This is a genomic window from Buttiauxella brennerae ATCC 51605 (assembly GCF_001654925.1).
In the GTDB taxonomy this organism is placed as follows: domain Bacteria; phylum Pseudomonadota; class Gammaproteobacteria; order Enterobacterales; family Enterobacteriaceae; genus Buttiauxella; species Buttiauxella brennerae.
This window is the reverse complement of record NZ_LXER01000023.1, coordinates 34,674-52,509: the sequence shown is the minus strand read 5'-3', so window position 1 is coordinate 52,509 and position 17,836 is coordinate 34,674. Positions and strand designations below refer to the sequence as shown.

Genomic DNA, 17,836 nt, shown 5'->3' with positions numbered 1-17,836 from the left:
TGCGGCTATCGGTATAACTGACTGGCAACGCATTTTTTTGTGGAGATGGCGTATTGAACACCAACGAATATGGGCAACCGGTTGGTTTTGCTCTGCCTGACTGGCAGCCACTGGTTTTCCCGGCACGCATTCAAATCAGCGGCCAACATGGTCATCTGGCACCGCTGGATATCAACCATTGCGAAGATCTTTTTAAGGCATTTTCATTAGCAACAGATGACCGCGACTGGACATGGCTTGGCGCGCAGAAACCCGCTTCTTTGCAGGACATGACGCAGTGGGTAGAAAACAAAATTAACGATGCCGGGCTCGTCCCCTGGGCTGTTCTTGACGCAAAAAATGGCTCCCCGGTTGGTGTTGTTTGCTTTAGCAATATTGATACCGACAACGGTATTCTGGAAATAGGTCACGTAACCTGGTCGCCTCTGATGCAGCGAACAGCAATAGGTACTGATGCCATTTATTTATTGCTGAATTATGCCTTTTCACTGGGCTACCGGCGTGTTGCCTGGCGTTGCGACTCATTGAATCTAGCTTCGCGGCAGGCAGCAGAAAGAGTGGGGTTCACATTTGAAGGCCGCTTCCGCCAGGCTATGACACGCAAGCAGCGTAACCGTGATACTGACTGGCTTTCAGTCATTGATAGTGAATGGCTGGCAGTGAGTAAGGCGGTTTCTGGTTGGCTTTCGCCGGAGAATTTTACTAAGGATGGGCTACAGATACGCAAGCTGGGTGAGTTTTTTAACGGTGTCTGAATTCAGGTGCTTTAGCTGCTGACGGCTTCTGTTGCAACGAGCCTTATCTGCCGCTAAAGCGCCTTAATTTCATTATTCGTACTGCTGATCGCGTTCTTTAGCTGCCCGCTGACGATCGTAATACTCATCTTCGGCGGTAATGATCTCATCAATCAGTGAATCCATATCCACGTCATGCTGTTCTTCAACGAAGAGGCCGGTTAGCACTGATTCTGGTGTGAGTTTACCGTCTTCATATAACGCCCAGATCTCTTTTGCATAGCGTGTCTGCAACAGGTGCGGTGCAAACTGACCGTAGTATTCGGTGATGTTATTAACATCACGTTCAAACATGGATTCAGCGTGGTTGTTGGCGGCGGCATCGACAGCTTGCGGCAAGTCGATGATGACCGGGCCTTGCTCATCAAGCAGCACGTTAAACTCTGACAAATCACCATGCACAATGCCTGCACACAACATGCGCACGATATTGCGGATCATGGTATCAAAGTCAGCAACGGCGCTCTCTTCGTCCAGCGTGACATCGCTAAGACGTGGGGCAACCGCGCCGTTAGCATCCGTGACCAGCTCCATCAATAACACGCCGTCAATGCACATATAAGGCTGTGGTACACGCACTCCGGCGTTTGCAAGGCGGAACAATGCCTCAACCTCGGCCGTTTGCCAGGTTTCTTCCTGTTGCTTGCGCCCGAATTTTGAGCCTTTCTGCATAGCGCGGGCATTACGCGTATTCCGGACCTTTCGTCCTTCCTGGTACTGCACCGCCTGCTTAAAGCTACGTTGTGTGGCTTCTTTGTATACCTTGGCGCATTGGATCTTGTCACCGCATAAAACGGTGTAAACATCTGCTTCTTTACCGCTTTTCAGGCGCTGAAGCACATCGTCGATCAGGCCATCATCAACCAGCGGTTGGATTCTATTTGGGATTTTCATGCCGCTTTATACCTTATTTCAGCCGCTTTTCGTACCAATAACACAACCAGCGATGCGGGAAAAAGAGGGCAATTTTCTGGCTGAACAGGGTTGATAACGTAACTGTTTGTATTTTATTGCTTGTCCGCAGGTGTGCGTTTGATTGTATGCATATCATACAATATACCGGGCCGTTCCACAGTGAAACTCACCAGCCAGGCTAACATTTCCCTGGCAAGCCTAGCCGATAATGGTGATTCCCAGGCGTTCCATTATTTGGATCACCTGATAATTGTCCAGTTTGACCCCTTCTAAATCGGTGCCTCTTACATCCAGTTCACCGAGTTCTGAGTTGGTCAGATCGCAATGAGTAAAGTTGGCTGTACGCCAGTCGAATGAAGCAAATTCGCCCCCGGAAAGGTCGGAGCCACTAAAGGTCGCACCCAATATCTGAGCGCCATTCCAGCGGTTTTCCCACAACTCGCACTTTTCAAGCACCACCTTCGTAAAGTTGGCGTAGCTCAGGTTGGTTTTGGTGATGTATGCACTGCAAAACCAGGTGCGTGTGGTGATCATATTCATAAAACTTGCGCCACGAAAGTCTGCGCCTTGCGCTCGACAGTCGCGGATTTCAATGCCCAGTGCGGTTACGTTTCTGAAATCAGCCATTGATAAATCACAGTTTTTGAAAGCTGCGTCTTTCAGTATTGCCCGGTTAAAATTTCCCCCTTGCTGGCTTTCCCGGTCATAAAACTGGCAGCCAATAAACTCGGTTCCGGTCAGGTCAGTGCCTGAAAAGTCACAGTTGTAAAAAGTACTGTTCTCAATTTTCGCGCCGGTAAACTCATTACGGCCAATCTTTTTGCCATTTAAAGCCAGATTCATTGCAATTAACCTGTTTATATATACAGCTATAAATGGATTGTAACCTGAATTGAGGGGGCAGAAAATCGGTTTGGGGCTCTTTTTTAGCGTCAGGTGCGACAGGGCGTTAAGAATGAGAGAGAACTCGCAAAACCGCTATTATAATGCGGGTAAACATAGCCGTCACCTGCATCAGGACGGAAGGGCTGTAAACTCGAGCGCCAGGCCAATCAGCGTCATATTTTGCACTGAAGGCTCCGTCGTTGCCGCAATCAGGGTACCCTGGAATTTCAGTTTCTTGAATGGCCCGTTAATGATGAGCCTTGCGCGCAGACTGGGAAGCGCCAGAGAACTGACAGGGTAAACAATGCGCCCTTTAATCGGGACAGGGATTTTTCGCAGATCAATACGTTGCAGTACGCCAATATTGGCATAAAGCACGGCAATCGGTGTGACGGAAACCAGCGGCTGTGCAGATACACTAATAAAATCCAGCAACAATTCGGGTTGCAGGAAATGTAACCCGCCATGCGGTACGGTAACACCCGGGATTTCTGGCATCGGGAAAGACAGTGGCAGGTGTGATGAATCAGTCATGAATACTTGTCCATTAACAAGGGGCCGTTGTTCCGTATCAGCAGCTTGCGCCAGTCGCTCATAAAACTGCACGATTACCTGCTAAGGGTAGATCATCCAGAATAAGATGAACCTTCCGTTAATGTGGAAATAGATCTGTATCACTGACATCGCGAATGTGTCGGGATACTTACACACCGACCTGAAAGATGTGTTCAGGCCGGTGTGCTGTTAATCCGCTCATTGTTGGCGATAAAACTACAGTTCCGCTAACTCGACCGGGACGGGTTTCCCAATGTGATAGCCCTGTAGCCAGTCGATACCCATTTCCGCCAGCTTCAGCGCGATTTCTTCGTTTTCCACGAACTCGGCAACAATTTCCATGTTTTTTAATTTCGCCATTTCGCAGAATGATTTAACAGCACAATAGCTGAATGGATCATCAATAATGTTTTTGATAAAAGAACCGTCAATTTTTAATATGTCTGCATTCAGAAGTCGTAATCGTTCATAACTCGATGCCCCGGTACCAAAATCATCAATGGCTATTTTACTCCCGGCATTACGCAGGGTTCTCAAAACATCTGATACGTTATCATTATCAATGAATTCAGATTCGATAATTTCAAAAATAATACGACAAGGCGCGATATTGTATTTTTTGAATAGTGTGGTGATATTATCCAGGAAATCAGTCTGGTTTAATGACTCAGGTGTCAGGTTGATTGAAAAATGGCAATCAGGATCTGAGTCTTTTCGCGTCTGCATAAACCGGAAGGTCTGCTCAATTACGGTAATATCCAGTGCAGGTAGCAGACCACCTTTACGGGCTAATGGCAGGAATGTATCCGGGAAAATCAATTTATCTTCAGCCGTTTTCAAGCGGATAAGGATTTCATGGTAATGAACTTTACCCCGCAAAGACATCACGGGCTGCGCAGTCAGCATGGTTGATACAATTGGCTGTGCCATTAGCATCAATGATTTTCTGTCGATGGCCTGCTGTAAAACATCACGTATAATCCCTGATTCTACAATATTGTCACCGGGAACGGTCGGGCTCAGCGACAAAGGTCTTCCATGCATAAGAGAGATATAGCTATTAATATTTAATTGCTTTATTGCAGCGGATAAATTTCGGATTAAACTTTTTTCACAAGTATATGCCACACCACAATTAAGACCCAGTATCGCTTCTTTCCACTGAAAACGGAAATCTCTGAGTGACTGGTAAAACACTGGGATATTGGGAAGCGTGTTAAGTCTGACTATCAACCCATGGCCGGGACTGTAATAAATTTGGCCGCTACAGTGCAGTAATTTTGTGATGTAAAAACTGAGTGCTTTTACAAACTCAAAACGAAACTCAACACCATAAGTCTGTTCCAGTTCGTTCAACTCTGGACAACGGATTAAGCATAAAGCCTCTGCGGAGTGCTTATCTAAGTCCATGCTCAGAGCCTGAAAGTTTAATAGCCCCGTATGTGGCTCAGAACGGTAAAGTCTGCTGATATGTTGGGTGTATTTCAGGTTGCGTGCAGACATCACTCCCGTACCAACTATGGTCAGCGAGAAAATGAAAATCGTTGTTGAGGATATGATGAGGCTGTGCAGATGATTGGCATCGGTGAGGGTATTGGCGATTGAGATATATCCATCAATATAGTTTCCCAACAGCATGAGTATTATTACCCATAGCGGAGCCACCAGAGCGTGTCCAATCCGCACCGTTCCCCATAACATAACGGGCAATAACCACAGCAAAGAGTAGTCAGTAAAGAGCAACGTGTTCAGGTTTTCTGAAATCAGGCAGTACATAATGACGAGCAGTAAGAACCCCCAGCCTGCCAGATATAAAGTCGGCGGCCCTGATTTTACTGTCGCCTTGACGTGCCTGAGGTACTGAAGCCCCCATGAAGGCTTATGACAGATCCGCAGTACCAGATAACAAAAGGGGATGCCTGTAATGCAGGAGTTCATCATCCACTGGAGATTAATCAGTGTCTGTACCGTAAAAATTTCAGTCGTTGATGCGGGATCAAAATGCGCCTGCAAACATTTATGAAAAAGTACATACAACAGAGAGTTGCAGCAGACCAGCCAACCTATGCGCTGTGGCGTTAACTTGCTTCGCCCAAAACTGACCGTACTGCGTTTTCCCGTATTCCAGTAATACAGTACCTGGCTGATGAGTGCTGCCAGTAACTGGGAAGAGAGTACTAATGTCGCTGCCAGGGGGTGACAAAAAAATGAGTAAAGGAAAAACAATCCCAATATGGGAAGTGCCTTTGTTCTGTAGAGCACCAGCAATGCAGAAATCAGCGGCAGTGTGAGATCATAGAATCGTATAGTGACATCTGCGATATGCTCCTGAGCCGTAAGGAACTCAGCGAGAAACTGAAATAGGAAAAAAGCGATTCCTGAAAAGATAGGGATTTTCATTCTTTTCAAAAAAATATCATCTTTGGCTACAGCCAATAACATATTTATTTTCTCTGTTTAATGAGTTTGTTTTTTGCAGATGGACATCTCGGAATGTGTAAAAATACACATTAAATTCTGTTGCAACTGCTGGGTTTTTAATATTTCTTTGCCATGATTTAAATGGAAAAGGATGTGAAGACATCGATTCTGCTTTGCGTGGATAACTAATCAACCCCAGGAACCTGGCTAAACAGTCGAATACAATTCTAAAGAGATACTGCCTATTATATTAGCGATTGCCTAAGGCGATCAATAAATCAATGCTAAAGATATGTCATTAATATTTTATTATGTTCATTAACTGAGCGTTCAATTGTTAAAAACTATCGAGTAATGCATGTCTGTATCGGGATTTATGAGGGCTGCACTACGTAGCGATAAGCTGGCGATGAGCATTAAGAACCAGATACGGAGATCCAGCATGACAAAGCCAACATTCGGTTATCGAACATTGGCTTTGCCAGTAGTAAAATTCATCATCACTTTCTGGCAGATATCTATTATTCGACTACTTGATAGCAATTCCTGCCATTTTGTTTTGCCTCATAAAGAGCGCTATCAGCACAACTAATAATATCGTTTACACTTCGGGCATTGTCGCAAATGGCTGCACCTTGAGTGACTGAAATACACTTATCGCCAATCGATTTTAAACTGTTTTCATTGATGGAATTTTTGATGTTATTGCAAATCATCTCGACCTTTTCAGAGGTCGCTTCATTGACGATAATAATAAACTCATCTCCACCATATCGAGAAATGCTGGATACGAAAAACTTTAGGCACTTTTGAATTTTATCGGCAACGGCGATAAGACACTCATCGCCAGCAACATGACCAAAAGTGTCATTGATCTTCTTAAAATAATCAATATCAACCAGTATGATTGCAAAAGGTTTTTGTTCAATCACACATTCTGAAACCGCTTTTTTAAACTCAACTTCAAAACCCCGGCGATTAAAAACGCCTGTCAGATAATCTATTTGAGCATTATGACACGCATTAAATGCTTTCTTTTCTAAAATTAATGAAGTGGCTATCTCTTTATTTATCCTTTTTTTAATTAAAGAGTCGCTGGTTTTGATAATGAACCAAACCCCCGATAATATGATGCACATGTATAGGGAATGAAGTAATCCATCTTTTAAATATGTTGATATTAGCAATGAACTAAAAATAGGTAGGCTGTAAATGCCAATGAGCGTTAGGCTATAGCCAGATACAATGCCACAAAATAATATAATCACGCAAAGAAAAACAGGCCCAAGAAGGCGACTCTCCATGACATAACAAAAAACGATGCCTCCCCATATGATCCCATTGATGAAAATGAGTATTGATGCGTTTCTCATCCAATTTTTATCGAGATAAAAAGGATTCAAAGTACGAACGACCCATAACGTCCCAATAAATAAAATGTACGTTAATGCGAAATATTTGCTGTAGCTATTTGCTGTTATATGTTGATTGTCGTCAAGAAAATATGAATAAAATAAAACAAAAGAAGACAGTGTTAATGTCACAATAATAAACCATGCGCCACTGAGTGAGACCATTTTACGTCTCTCTTCATCAATAGCATCATCATAATTCATAATAGCATCACTCTTTTTTCATTTACTGGTGTTTGTTAACATTTGTAATTTTTTTATACAAAAACGTTTTTATAATATCACAAGTTACTTATAGGGTAATAACGCTACCTGAGTAATAGATGCACGCGCTGGCTCGCAGTGTTAAATCAACCTATCCAGATATACGGATTTTTTTATCCGCTGCATTATTTATAAATTGACGCCTCGGCTCCATCCAATGGCTCTGATAAAAATTGACAGGAAAGATGTCGGCAGAACAGGCTTGTTCCTTCCAGCAGCATTAGCAATCTGTCTATTCATTGCTTGCCTGGATCATTTCTGCCTGGAAATTCATGCTCACGTTTAACCTTCATCCGTTTTGCTGGAATTACAGCGCAGGTAGCATAGCGCCATCCGCATAAAGAACCGGGCAGATGGCGCGAATGAGTTATTTCGGCTGATGTGTGCGCATTGGTCTGGCGATAGGTTTATTGGTCTGCGGATCAAAATAACGGCTTGGCCAGATGGTTTCGGCAGGTACGCCAATCGCTTTGCTTATTAGTCGTTCACCCTTGGGCCAGGGGCGGGTTAGCGCGTTGGCAAGTGTTGAAGAACTTAAGCCCGCAGCGCGTGATTCTGCTGCCAATGAGGTACCTTTTTTACGTAACGCCGCGATGATATCGGCTTTGTGCCAGTCTTGTTGAAAGGGCAGGAAAGTAGGGCTGTGTGAAAGTGTCATAAACATCTCCTTGTAGTGATGACGACTACCACTAGAGGTGCAAATCTCTTGGTGGTAGCCCAGACAGGGTTTGCACTACCGGCCTACAAGGACACCGGCCAGCCCGAAGGCTGCCCTGCCTGAGCCACCATTGAACGGGTGTGCAGAGGCATTGACACTCAATGCGAACACTGAGTAATCCTTGTAGTTTCTGGCGGGGTGCAAATCCCGGCTGCGGATTTTGCCGCAGCGAGCTGACTATAACGCAAATCGAAGATGTTAACCAACCCGCTAATAACGGGAATGCGAGTTGTTTTCCAAAGAATTTTTTGAGTTTCATGAGTTACATGACTATTCACGCGCTCCTTCCAACCCTTGATAATTTTCTTACACCAGGGCTATCGCTGCTCAACGGCAATTTCAGCCTTAAAACGCAGACATATAACAAAAAGTTTAATTTTATTATGTGTGTAGGTTCATATAATCCGTTAACAAATTCACAACAGGTTAACCCGATGAAAATCTTAGCGGCTTCTATTCTCTCCTTGCTCAGCTTCAGTGCACTTGCAGCACCAGAAGGAACTCTCAGTGTTCATATTCTCAATCAACAGACTGGTTTACCTTCCCAGGGCGTAGTCGTTGAATTGGACAAGCAAGAAAGTTCTTCCTGGAAGCATCTCGCGACTTCAAAAACGGATACCGGCGGCAGAATCAAATCACTTTTTCCAGACACCGGTGATATGGAACCAGGCATCTATAAAGTGACCTTTAAGGTGGGGGATTACTTCAAGGCAAATAATCAGGAAACATTCTTCCCGTCAGTTCCTGTGATTTTCAACGTCACTAAGACGAATCAAAAGCTCCATATCCCTTTGTTGTTGAGCCAATACGGTTACTCAACTTACCGGGGGAGTTAAGATCAATCATCGTTAATTGAGCCTGAGTTTATGGATGGCCACTGGCATTTGCTGGTGGCTTTTTGTTTTATGGGGTCAGTCCATAACTTTCGTTAAGCGGGCTTTCGATTTCATCGGATGGTTCTGGTAACCACTGACGGAGGATTTTGGTGGGCGGCTGGCCCGCTATATCCGTTCACAGGAAGTGGTGCAACACATCAGCATCGGGAATGCACTGGGCGCGTTTATGACGCAGAACGGGGCGGTGCTGGTCTGCACGCTGGCACCGGAATTAATGGGGATTAATAAGCTTCCGGCGTCTGTCAGCGAGCTGGCCATACGGCGAGCGACGCATTACCTCGGGGAAGCCCTGCGGGATTATCTGGTGACTGGCCCGGAAATTCATTACACAGCGGAAAACAGCGACATTTTGACAGCCATCGGATTCAGGCCTGAAAAGGCTTCGCGGGCTGATAATCAGCAGAAATATACACCGGCACAAAACCATGTTTACGCGCACCAGCAGCAACCACCCGCAAACAATCGACCTGAAATTCCCGCCATTTAATTCAATTAAACCATGCATTACGGTGTATGGTCTTGCATGTAAAACCCCGTATTTTTCACACCTCATCACCCCAGAGCTGGCGCGGCTCCGGGGTGTTGATGCACCTGCATTAAAAGCCACCCATGAAGCGGGCAGGCGTGGCGGGGATAGCATTGCGCGCATAAATAAGAAATTAATTTGTTTTATACCAACAGCTTACCGTTGCGATTACACAAGGTAGATTAAATTGCATTCGACTTACAATAATGCCCATAGAGCTCTTGTGACGCTCATTTTTAAGAGGTGGATCCGGGCTTCATCTAAACATAAGATGGTATCCTTACTGGTCTATTATGCGCACGGAGCAAAATGAAGTGGCTATAGTTGAATTGCACTTTGATGGTGACATTGCACAAGATCACCAGGTTTCTTTAAGGACTCTTTCAAAAAGCTTAGGACACTTGCAGAGTGCCCTAGATAGAGCATATCTGGATATCAAATATGGTAATCTTTGGAAATATGCAAAGATGCACCATGAATATTACAAAGATGTTGAGATGTTGGTACAGCCTCCCAGGGAAGGCGGATATATTATCGATTTCTTTTCGAAAAAAGAAATTACCAAGAAGGTTGTTGCTAGGGTCTCAAATGCAATAAATAACGCCATAAGCGAAGCACAGCAAGATGGTTTAGAAAATGCTGATACTATCAGTAAAAGTTTAGAAACAAAACGGGCACAAATTTCGGATGATTTAATTGAGCCTCGTGAGTATCAAGAGCTTCTTGAGAGGCCTGACGCTGCTGTTAATCGCCGTTATGGGGATAGAGCGATTGTAAGAGAAATAGATCAAATGTTAGCAGTTATTAGGTCTCAACACTCTGGTGATAGCACTTTAGAAATTTCTTTGACAGCAGATCGCACGCAAGTTTATGAATTTAACAGATCTAAAGCTAATGCTTTTCATAGAGTTGTTACTAGGAAAAAACTGGGAGACCCTGTAATTTATCGTGTGAAGGTATCAGAAATGGATTTGGACTATCTTTCTGCTAAAATGAGGAATACTTTCAATGATGCAGTGAGTACACTCAGATTTGCTTCAAAGGAAGACTTTCAAGAGGTGCTTCCTTATTTTCAAAATGAAGAAGAAATAATTTTTTTAGGCGCACCTTACATTGAATATGGCGCTTTTGACCCATCTTGCGGAGATGTATATTTTATACAGGTGTATTAATGGATGAGTTAGCAAAGAAAGTTCAAGAAAAATATATCGAGGATCTTACTAATAAGTATCCGCTGCATCGGTTTTTGATATTGTTTATTGTTATTTTCTTTATGCTAACTTATCAAACTGGTAATGCTGATATTTACAACATTCTGGATGAAACAAATGTGAAGGAAGTCTTTGATTTTCAAGGAGGGTTGCTGTCAAAATTATCTATGCTCCAGTTGATTCAATGTCTATTGATCTCTTGTTTTTTGAATTATTCGCATAAAAAGATAAACATTTCAATGTTCAACTGGTTGATTTCGTTTTGTGATTTTAACAAATACACATCCGGCATTCATGGTAAATATAAATCCTTAAAACGAAATGATGCATATGATCTTTTCCTCGTCAAAGAGATAGATAAAAAAATAAGTGAAAAAAAATCGCAGTTTCGCATTGTTTTGATTAATTCAGAACTTGTCTTTTCTTTTTTGTTTTGTGTGCTTTGGAGTTTTCATGGTTCTTTTGTTAACATCATTTTGGTATTTTCATTATTGATTCTTTGGGCTTATATTCAGTGGGCGTGTTATAAATTTTATATAACTGATTTTTTTCCGCTGTATGTAGCAAAAAAATACTTATTAGATGAGCCGATAATTATTGCAGATGGCTTTCATGATTGAAAGCCATTTTATTTTTTCAAACTTCTAATTTAGTTGTATCCTTCTATCAATAACCCCCACCATGAAAGAAGTTCTCTACGCTGTTCGATGTACAAGGCTCGATTATAGGCTCTTCTTACTTCATCCTTATCAACATGGGATAGGGCAGCCTCAATAACATCGGAATTAAAACCGGCCTCATTTAGAGCTGTACTTGCGATAGAACGTAACCCATGAGCAACCAATTTCCCACCATAACCTATTCGCTTAAGTGCAGCATTGGCCGTTTGACTATTCATAGGCTGTTTTGGATCATTTCTGCTGGGAAAAACATGTTCTCGATGTGCGCTAATAGGTTTCATCACATCCAGAATTTCTAATGCCTGAGAAGATAAAGGTACGATGTGCTCTCGCTTAGCCTTCATTCTTTCGGCTGGTATCGTCCAGAGCTTTGCATCAAGATCGATCTCTGCCCACCGAGCACCGGAAGCCTCAGAAGGGCGCACAAGGGTAAGGAGCTGCAACTCAATTAGACAGCGAGTAGGAACAGACAGATTTGACATAACCAATGTGCGCATCAGCTTTGGAAGTTCTTCCGGTCGCAGTGTTGGCATGTTTTGTTTTTTGGGCTTCTCAAAAGCCATCCCCACACCTGACGTCGGATTGGCATCAAGCAAGCCTGTATTTACAGCATAAATCATAATTTCGTTAATACGCTGTACCAAACGACGTACTGTCTCCAGTGCACCGCGTGCTTTGATTGGCTCAAGTGCTTCAATGATAGTTCTGGCTTTGATCTCCTGAACCGGTATTTCGCCAATAGCAGGAAACACGTCTTTATCTAAAGAGCGCCAAATGTCTTTTGCATAATCCGGTGTGACACTTTTGCTCTTTAGCTGGAACCAATTGGCGGCAACAGTAGAGAAAATGCTATCCAGCTCTATTTGGCGCTGTTCTGAAACCATTTCTTGTTGCTGCTGAGGGTCTTTACCATGTGCCAATAGGGACAAATGCTGATCGCGTATCTGACGTGCTGCTGCAAGCGTAAGGGCAGGATATGCGCCAAGGCTCAGATTTGTGCGGCTGGCACTGTTTGGTCGCTGGTAGCGAAAACGCCATAACTTTTTACCCGAGATTTTTACGAGCAGGAACAGACCATCACCATCATGAAGGGTGAAGTCTTTCTTACGTGGTTTGGCTTTGAGAATTTCATTATTAGTGAGAGGGCGGGTTAGCCGCGCCATGGCTGGACTCCTTCCATAATTGGTACACGCTTTTAGGCCTACAGTATAGCGTGTACCTAAACGTGTACCAATTCTCTCTGGATTCAGGCGGATATTCTCGGATGGTTACGGACAAATAACAGATACAAAAAAGCCCGCAAGGCTTACGCTGTGCGGGCTTTCAGGACTTCCTCGGACGACTCTGGTAATCGTTGAGGGAGAATTTTGGTGGAGCTGGGGGGAGTTGAACCCCCGTCCGAAATTACTACGCCGTCGGTACTACATGCTTAGTCATATCTTTACATTCGCCGGGCAACTGCGGATAGACACGCCATTACCAAACTATCCTGATTAGTTTTAGTGCTTCAACCCCAGGCAAGGTTTACACACGATCTCTTTTGGGTTTGACTTCTCTTGATCCCCGTCTTAAGAGCGGAAGCTAGGGAGAGAAGGCTCTAAGCAGGGTATTAAGCTGCTAGTGCGTAGTTTTCGTCGTTTGCGACTATTTTTTTGCGGCTTTTTACGAGGCAAACCGCCCCTCGGCATGCACCTTGGGTTTCGCGAATCCCGTCGAATCCAGAATCAGCCCCACAAGTGTTTTGTAAGTATAACAGAGTTGTAGCGCAACTTACTACCCCTCACGCCGGTTAACGTTCGCGCAGCGCTTCCCGGGCGCGGTTAAACGGTTTAATCAGGTAATCGACAATGCTTTTCTGCCCGGTTTTGATGTCAACGGTGGCGACCATCCCCGGCGAGATAGAGAAATGGTGTCCGGCTTTGTTCACCAGGTAGTCTTGTTTGGTCCGGATAAATACCCGGTAGTAGACGATTTCAGGTTTTACTTTGTCCTGAATGGTGTCCGGTGAGATGGTTTCTACCTCGCCTTCCAGCCCGCCGTAAATGGCGTAGTCATAGGCGGTGACTTTTACCAGCGCACGTTGGCCGGGGTGAATAAATGCAATGTCGCGTGGGGAGAGGCGCGCTTCAATCAGCAAGTGATCGTCGAGCGGGACAATTTCCATCATCTCCCCGTTCGGTGGGATCACGCCGCCAATGGTCGTGACCTGGATATTTTTCACAATGCCGCGCATCGGCGAGCGCACGGTCATGCGCGATACAGAATCTTCGCGGCCTTTGATGACGGCAGATAACATATCCACTTCGGCGTTTGCTTTGGAAAGCGCCTCGCGGGCTTGTACGTAATACTGTGAACGCAGATCGGTGATTTTGAGTTGCAGGTCGCTTTTTTGCCGCTGGAGGCGCAGCACTTCAACGTTACTGGCGGCACCGCTTTTTGCCAGGCGTTGCGTTATTCCCAGCTCTTTATTCACCGAAACCAGGGCATCCTGGATGTCAGATGCGGAGTCATTGAGCTGCGCGCGGCGGCTTTTATACAGGCGCATTTCAGAAGCGGTCAGCTCCGGCCAGGCTTTGAGTGAGTCGGGGAAGACCAGCGGGAGATCGTTCACTTCCGCGTTCAGCCGCACGCTGGAAGCCAGTGATGCGCGATACCGTGCGGTGCTTTCGCCAACGTTGGACTGCGAGCGAGTCGGGTCGAGCCGGGCGACAACTTGCCCCGCCTGAACTTTGTCGCCTTCGTGGACCAGCAGTTCAGTCACAATACCGCCGTCGAGCGATTGCAATACCTGTTCACGCGAGCTGGGAACCACTTTCCCGGTACCTGTCGACACCTCATCAAGTATGCCAAACCACGCCCAAACGCCGAGCAAAATAAACAGCAGAATGCTAATTGTGATAATGCGGCTTGCGCCGGAAAACTCGCTTTCCCGCTGAATATCGGGGTCGTCCATTGCGGCATCATGCTGACTGGTTTTCATTTTTCCACTCCCGTTCGTTTGGCTGCCCGGTAGCGCGACTGTTGCTCAGTGCTTGCGCCTTTGGTGCGTCCATCACCAGTTGCCCTTCCTTCAGAACCAGAACACGTTCTACCAGTTCCAGCATCGGCACCCGGTGGGTGGCGACAATTAGCGTGCGGTTGCCAAGCCATTGCCCCAGGCGCTGAATAAATTCACGTTCGGTGTGGTCATCAAGGGAAGCTGTCGGTTCGTCGAGCAGTACAATATTGGGGGAGCGCAGCAGCATGCGGGCCAGCAAAATAGACTGGCGCTGGCCGCCAGAAAGCCCGGCACCGCCTTCCATAATGCCGTGATCGAGCCCTTTCGGCAGGTGCTTAACAAAATTGCCCGCACCGCTGATTTCCAGTACTTCGAAAATAGCTTCATCGCTGGCGTGTGGTGCGCCGAGCGTCAGGTTTTCACGCAGCGTGCCGTAAAACAGGCGGGCGTTCTGGCTGAGGAAACCGATATTGCGCCGTAAATCGGCCATATCAATTTGCGTCATGCTCAGGTTGTCGAGGCGCACATCACCATTCACCAGGTCGACGCCGCCCGCTAAAGCCTGAAGCAATGTGGATTTACCTGCGCCGTTGCGCCCCAGCACGGCCACTCTTTCGCCTTGCTGGATTTCTAAATGGGCAATGCGCAGCGGAATACGCTGGTCGTCGCTGTGGTAGCGGAACTGTGCATTTTCAAACAGATAGTGACCGTGAAAGATATCCTGGTGCACCAGGCTTTCATCGCGCTGGGTTTCGACAGGCAGTTGCATAATGCTGTCCAGCCCTTGCTTCGCAGCTTTGACCTGTTGCCAGCGCGCCAACACGCCGCACAGGTTTGCCATTGGCGCAATCATGCGCGATGCAAGCATGGAGGCGGCAACCATCGCACCGGTGGTCATATCGCCTTCAATAACCAGCGGCGCACCGAACAGGATCACCGCGGCGTACACCAGGCTTTGGATGGTTATTCCCCAGCTAATCAGCCCCTGCGAAAGCTGGCGGGTGCGCAGGCCGGATTCCGCCGTAATGCGGATGTAGCTGTTCCACTGTTGCAGAAAGCGGTTTTCCGCCTGCATCAGTTTGATATCTTCAAGCCCTTGCACGCTCTCCACCAGCACCGCATTGCGCAGAGTCGCTTCGTGCGCCGACTGGTTGGCGAGCATCGCCAGTTTTTTCTGAAGCAGGATGCCGGGCAAAACCATCAACACGGCAGCGACCGGCGCTATCCAGGCCAGTTGCGGGGCGATGATCGCCAGCACGATGATAAACATAAAAAAGAACGGTAAATCGACGATCGTTGAGATCGTTGATGAGGTGATCATTTCGCGGATCTGTTCGAGTTCGCGAAGCTGGGAAATAAAGCTGCCGGTGGAGCGGGGGACCGCGCTGTTACGCAGGCGTAGCGCATGGCTGAAAACCCGGTCAGAGACGCGAATATCCGCCCGCTTGCCGAGCACATCCATAATATGCCCACGCGCCACGCGCAGCAGGAAACCAAAGATCACTGCCAGTAACACGCCCGATGCCAGCACGTAAAGAGTGGGGTAAGACTGCGCCGGGATCACCCGGTCGTAGACTTGCATTGAGAAGATAATCCCGGACAGCGACAGCACGTTGACCAGGAATGCGGCCAACATGACCGGGCCATAAGGGCGAACATCCTGCATCACCAGCTGTTTTAGCCAGTCCGGGCTGAAGCGCGAAATGTATGCGTCTACGCGGCTGTCTTTTAATGCCGAGAGCGGGCGCAGGGCGGCTACAAAGCGGATTTCCGGCAGGAGTTCGCTCAGCGCCACCCGGTTGGTCTGGCGTTCATTATCAATCACGCAGATATCAACGGTATCTTCGCCATCAAAATGTTCGATAACCGCCAGTTGGCCACTTTTTAAGTCCACCACCACCGGCAAGCGCCACTGGGTAATGGCAAGCTGCGGGGCGCTTAACAGGTGAAAAGAGAGCCCCGCCTGGCGTGATAACTGCGTCAGCGCAGAAAGCATGCCTTTGCCCCTGAACCACGGGGCGTTGGCCTGAATAGTGCCGGGTGAGCAGACCACGCGGTAGTGCGCCGCAACGTGGCTGATGGCATGCGCCCAGTTGCTTAGCGCCTGCTCGGTAAGTGACTCATCAACAGGAGGGGGAATTTGGCTCATGGCTGGATCTCCAGTGACTGGATAGTGCGATGTTCCAGACCAAATGCGTTACGCAACCGGCCGCTGTTATACAGGCAATTGAGCTGCAATTGATGAAGTTGGCTGAGGGTTTGCTGTTGTGCGAATCGCGCCTGGTAAACTTCCTGTTCGGCGTTGAGCACATCTAACAGCGGGCGCGAGCCTAAACCGAGATATTGCTGCTGATACAATTCACGCGTCTGCGCGCTTAACTCTTCCTGGCGTTGTAAAACCTGAATCGCCCCCATCAGGCCGAGAGCCTGACTGCGTGATTCCATCAGTTTTTGGCGGATATCCAGGCGCGTGCGCTGAACGCCTGATTGCGCCGCTTCCACCGCATGGCTTGCGGCGTTACGGCGTGCGGTTAAACCACCGCCCTGGTAAAGGGGCATTTCGACTTTGATAAACGCCGAATATTGCGTGCGGTCCAGCACTTCGTGGCTGGCGTATTTGTCGTTCAGATAGTGCTGAACCTGAGGCTCGAGCGAAATAGTCGGGGTCATTTGCGCATTGGCGTAATCCAGGTTGGCCTGTGCGACGCTGGCCTGCGCCCATGAAGCCAGAACGGCAGGCACTAAGCGGTCATCGGGTTTGTCGATGTCACAACTTTTGCTGAGTTTGTTCGGGAAGTCATTGCTGATGCCGTTGAGGTTGTTCCACCCCAGCCAGCTCATTAACGTGGCCTGGGCACTGTCGAGGTTGGCCTGGTATTGAATTAACTGCGAACGGGCGGATTCAATACGGGCGTTGGTTTGCACTACGTCTGACATGGACGTAGCGCCTTCGTCGTTACGTTGCTGCGTCAAATGGCCGACGGCGCTCAGGGCATCCAGTTGCTCTTTGGCAATATCGACCATTTGTTGCCACATCTGCACCTGAACCATGGCGGTGGCGGTGTCGTGCCCCACGTTATCAATGCTGACCAGTACGTTCGCTTGCTCCTGTGCCACACCCGCGCTTTCGGCCCGCACCTGGCTTGAGACTTTGCCGAAGTCGTAGAGCATCTGGGAAATCGACAGCACCAGCGATGGGCTGAATCCGCTGTCTGTGTAACTGTTGCTGTAGCCGTTATTCACACCCGCGCTAACTTGCGGATAGTATTTTGATTTTGCGACATTGACTTGTTCGGACTGGCCGGCAAGTTTGCCGATAGCTTCATTAATAGCGGGGTGCCAGGTAACAGCGCGGTTTACCGCATCGTTGAGGGTCAGCGTTCCGGGCGCAGGGGCGTTTAACGGCAGGCTTGATGAACCGTCAAGAGAGGGAAGCTCATGCTGTTGGGCAAGTCCCTCAGGCGTAATGAATTGTTGAGTGTCATCGGCATACGTTTGGGCTACACACAGGCTGCATGTCAGCCACAGTGCAAACGGCTGTAATTTTCCCATAATTTATCC

15 protein-coding genes and 1 other RNA gene are annotated in these 17,836 nt (G+C 47.2%); 5 read left to right on the top strand and 11 right to left on the bottom strand.

Translation table 11 applies throughout. From position 1 onward, the window contains the following. Positions 1 to 53: 53 nt before the first annotated feature. The gene (locus tag M975_RS14260; protein WP_064560459.1) at positions 54 to 755 is read left to right on the top strand and encodes a GNAT family N-acetyltransferase; all 702 of its coding nucleotides are present in this window, start codon (positions 54 to 56) and stop codon (positions 753 to 755) included. A gap of 72 nt (positions 756 to 827) precedes the next feature. Here M975_RS14260 and M975_RS14255 read toward each other — a convergent pair whose 3' ends face one another. The 6 genes from M975_RS14255 to M975_RS14230 form a co-directional block, all read right to left on the bottom strand. Then, positions 828 to 1,688: a PA4780 family RIO1-like protein kinase gene (locus tag M975_RS14255; protein ID WP_064560457.1), complete on the bottom strand. Its 861-nt coding sequence runs from the start codon at positions 1,686 to 1,688 to the stop codon at positions 828 to 830. Between the two features lie 219 nt (positions 1,689 to 1,907). Beyond that, positions 1,908 to 2,552 (bottom strand): Qnr family pentapeptide repeat protein, encoded by a 645-nt coding sequence (locus M975_RS14250; RefSeq protein WP_064560455.1) that lies wholly within the window; start codon positions 2,550 to 2,552, stop codon positions 1,908 to 1,910. Positions 2,553 to 2,723: 171 nt separating this feature from the next. Then, a complete protein-coding gene (locus tag M975_RS14245) occupies positions 2,724 to 3,128 on the bottom strand; it encodes a hypothetical protein (protein ID WP_064560453.1) in 405 nt (134 codons plus the stop codon). A 237-nt stretch (positions 3,129 to 3,365) separates the two neighbouring features. Then, positions 3,366 to 5,591: a sensor domain-containing phosphodiesterase gene (locus M975_RS14240; RefSeq protein ID WP_064560451.1), complete on the bottom strand. Its 2,226-nt coding sequence runs from the start codon at positions 5,589 to 5,591 to the stop codon at positions 3,366 to 3,368. Between the two features lie 500 nt (positions 5,592 to 6,091). Then, positions 6,092 to 7,186, bottom strand: a complete 1,095-nt coding sequence (locus M975_RS14235) for a GGDEF domain-containing protein (protein ID WP_064560449.1) — start codon at positions 7,184 to 7,186, stop codon at positions 6,092 to 6,094. Between the two features lie 427 nt (positions 7,187 to 7,613). Then, positions 7,614 to 7,904 carry a helix-turn-helix domain-containing protein gene (locus M975_RS14230; RefSeq protein ID WP_064560447.1) on the bottom strand — a complete coding sequence of 97 codons (291 nt, stop codon included), beginning with the start codon at positions 7,902 to 7,904 and terminating at the stop codon, positions 7,614 to 7,616. A gap of 494 nt (positions 7,905 to 8,398) precedes the next feature. Between M975_RS14230 and uraH the strand changes: the two genes are divergently transcribed. The 4 genes from uraH to M975_RS14210 all read left to right on the top strand — a co-directional run bounded on the left by uraH (position 8,399) and on the right by M975_RS14210 (position 11,217). Continuing rightward, positions 8,399 to 8,800 carry a hydroxyisourate hydrolase gene (uraH, locus tag M975_RS14225; protein WP_064560618.1) on the top strand — a complete coding sequence of 134 codons (402 nt, stop codon included), beginning with the start codon at positions 8,399 to 8,401 and terminating at the stop codon, positions 8,798 to 8,800. Positions 8,801 to 8,933: 133 nt separating this feature from the next. After that, a complete protein-coding gene (locus M975_RS14220) occupies positions 8,934 to 9,347 on the top strand; it encodes a phage polarity suppression protein (RefSeq protein ID WP_074388378.1) in 414 nt (137 codons plus the stop codon). Positions 9,348 to 9,700: 353 nt separating this feature from the next. After that, entirely contained in the window at positions 9,701 to 10,558 is an 858-nt protein-coding gene (locus M975_RS14215; RefSeq protein ID WP_064560616.1) for a hypothetical protein, read from the top strand. Further along, entirely contained in the window at positions 10,558 to 11,217 is a 660-nt protein-coding gene (locus tag M975_RS14210) for a hypothetical protein (RefSeq protein WP_064560442.1), read from the top strand. The genes M975_RS14215 and M975_RS14210 overlap by 1 nt, the downstream gene beginning before the upstream one ends. A gap of 29 nt (positions 11,218 to 11,246) precedes the next feature. Here the strand turns inward: M975_RS14210 and M975_RS14205 are convergent, their stop codons facing one another. From M975_RS14205 to M975_RS14185, 5 genes are all read right to left on the bottom strand, one after another. Further along, positions 11,247 to 12,440 (bottom strand): integrase domain-containing protein, encoded by a 1,194-nt coding sequence (locus M975_RS14205; RefSeq protein WP_064560440.1) that lies wholly within the window; start codon positions 12,438 to 12,440, stop codon positions 11,247 to 11,249. Between the two features lie 205 nt (positions 12,441 to 12,645). Next, positions 12,646 to 13,009, bottom strand: a transfer-messenger RNA (tmRNA) gene (ssrA, locus tag M975_RS14200). Between the two features lie 57 nt (positions 13,010 to 13,066). After that, the gene (locus M975_RS14195; protein WP_157093391.1) at positions 13,067 to 14,230 is read right to left on the bottom strand and encodes an HlyD family type I secretion periplasmic adaptor subunit; all 1,164 of its coding nucleotides are present in this window, start codon (positions 14,228 to 14,230) and stop codon (positions 13,067 to 13,069) included. A 7-nt stretch (positions 14,231 to 14,237) separates the two neighbouring features. Continuing rightward, the gene (locus M975_RS14190) at positions 14,238 to 16,424 is read right to left on the bottom strand and encodes a type I secretion system permease/ATPase (RefSeq protein ID WP_064560436.1); all 2,187 of its coding nucleotides are present in this window, start codon (positions 16,422 to 16,424) and stop codon (positions 14,238 to 14,240) included. Next, entirely contained in the window at positions 16,421 to 17,827 is a 1,407-nt protein-coding gene (locus tag M975_RS14185; protein WP_064560434.1) for a TolC family outer membrane protein, read from the bottom strand. The genes M975_RS14190 and M975_RS14185 overlap by 4 nt, the downstream gene beginning before the upstream one ends. Between the last annotated feature and the right edge of the window lie 9 nt (positions 17,828 to 17,836).

Coding starts and splice junctions, on each gene's coding strand:
- M975_RS14255 (WP_064560457.1), bottom strand. CDS start 1,688: ATGAAAATCCCAAATAGAATCCAACCGCTGGTTGATGATGGCCTGATC.
- M975_RS14250 (WP_064560455.1), bottom strand. CDS start 2,552: ATGAATCTGGCTTTAAATGGCAAAAAGATTGGCCGTAATGAGTTTACC.
- M975_RS14245 (WP_064560453.1), bottom strand. CDS start 3,128: ATGACTGATTCATCACACCTGCCACTGTCTTTCCCGATGCCAGAAATC.
- M975_RS14240 (WP_064560451.1), bottom strand. CDS start 5,591: ATGTTATTGGCTGTAGCCAAAGATGATATTTTTTTGAAAAGAATGAAA.
- M975_RS14235 (WP_064560449.1), bottom strand. CDS start 7,186: ATGAATTATGATGATGCTATTGATGAAGAGAGACGTAAAATGGTCTCA.
- M975_RS14230 (WP_064560447.1), bottom strand. CDS start 7,904: ATGACACTTTCACACAGCCCTACTTTCCTGCCCTTTCAACAAGACTGG.
- uraH (WP_064560618.1), top strand. CDS start 8,399: ATGAAAATCTTAGCGGCTTCTATTCTCTCCTTGCTCAGCTTCAGTGCA.
- M975_RS14210 (WP_064560442.1), top strand. CDS start 10,558: ATGGATGAGTTAGCAAAGAAAGTTCAAGAAAAATATATCGAGGATCTT.
- M975_RS14205 (WP_064560440.1), bottom strand. CDS start 12,440: ATGGCGCGGCTAACCCGCCCTCTCACTAATAATGAAATTCTCAAAGCC.
- M975_RS14195 (WP_157093391.1), bottom strand. CDS start 14,230: ATGGACGACCCCGATATTCAGCGGGAAAGCGAGTTTTCCGGCGCAAGC.
- M975_RS14190 (WP_064560436.1), bottom strand. CDS start 16,424: ATGAGCCAAATTCCCCCTCCTGTTGATGAGTCACTTACCGAGCAGGCG.
- M975_RS14185 (WP_064560434.1), bottom strand. CDS start 17,827: ATGGGAAAATTACAGCCGTTTGCACTGTGGCTGACATGCAGCCTGTGT.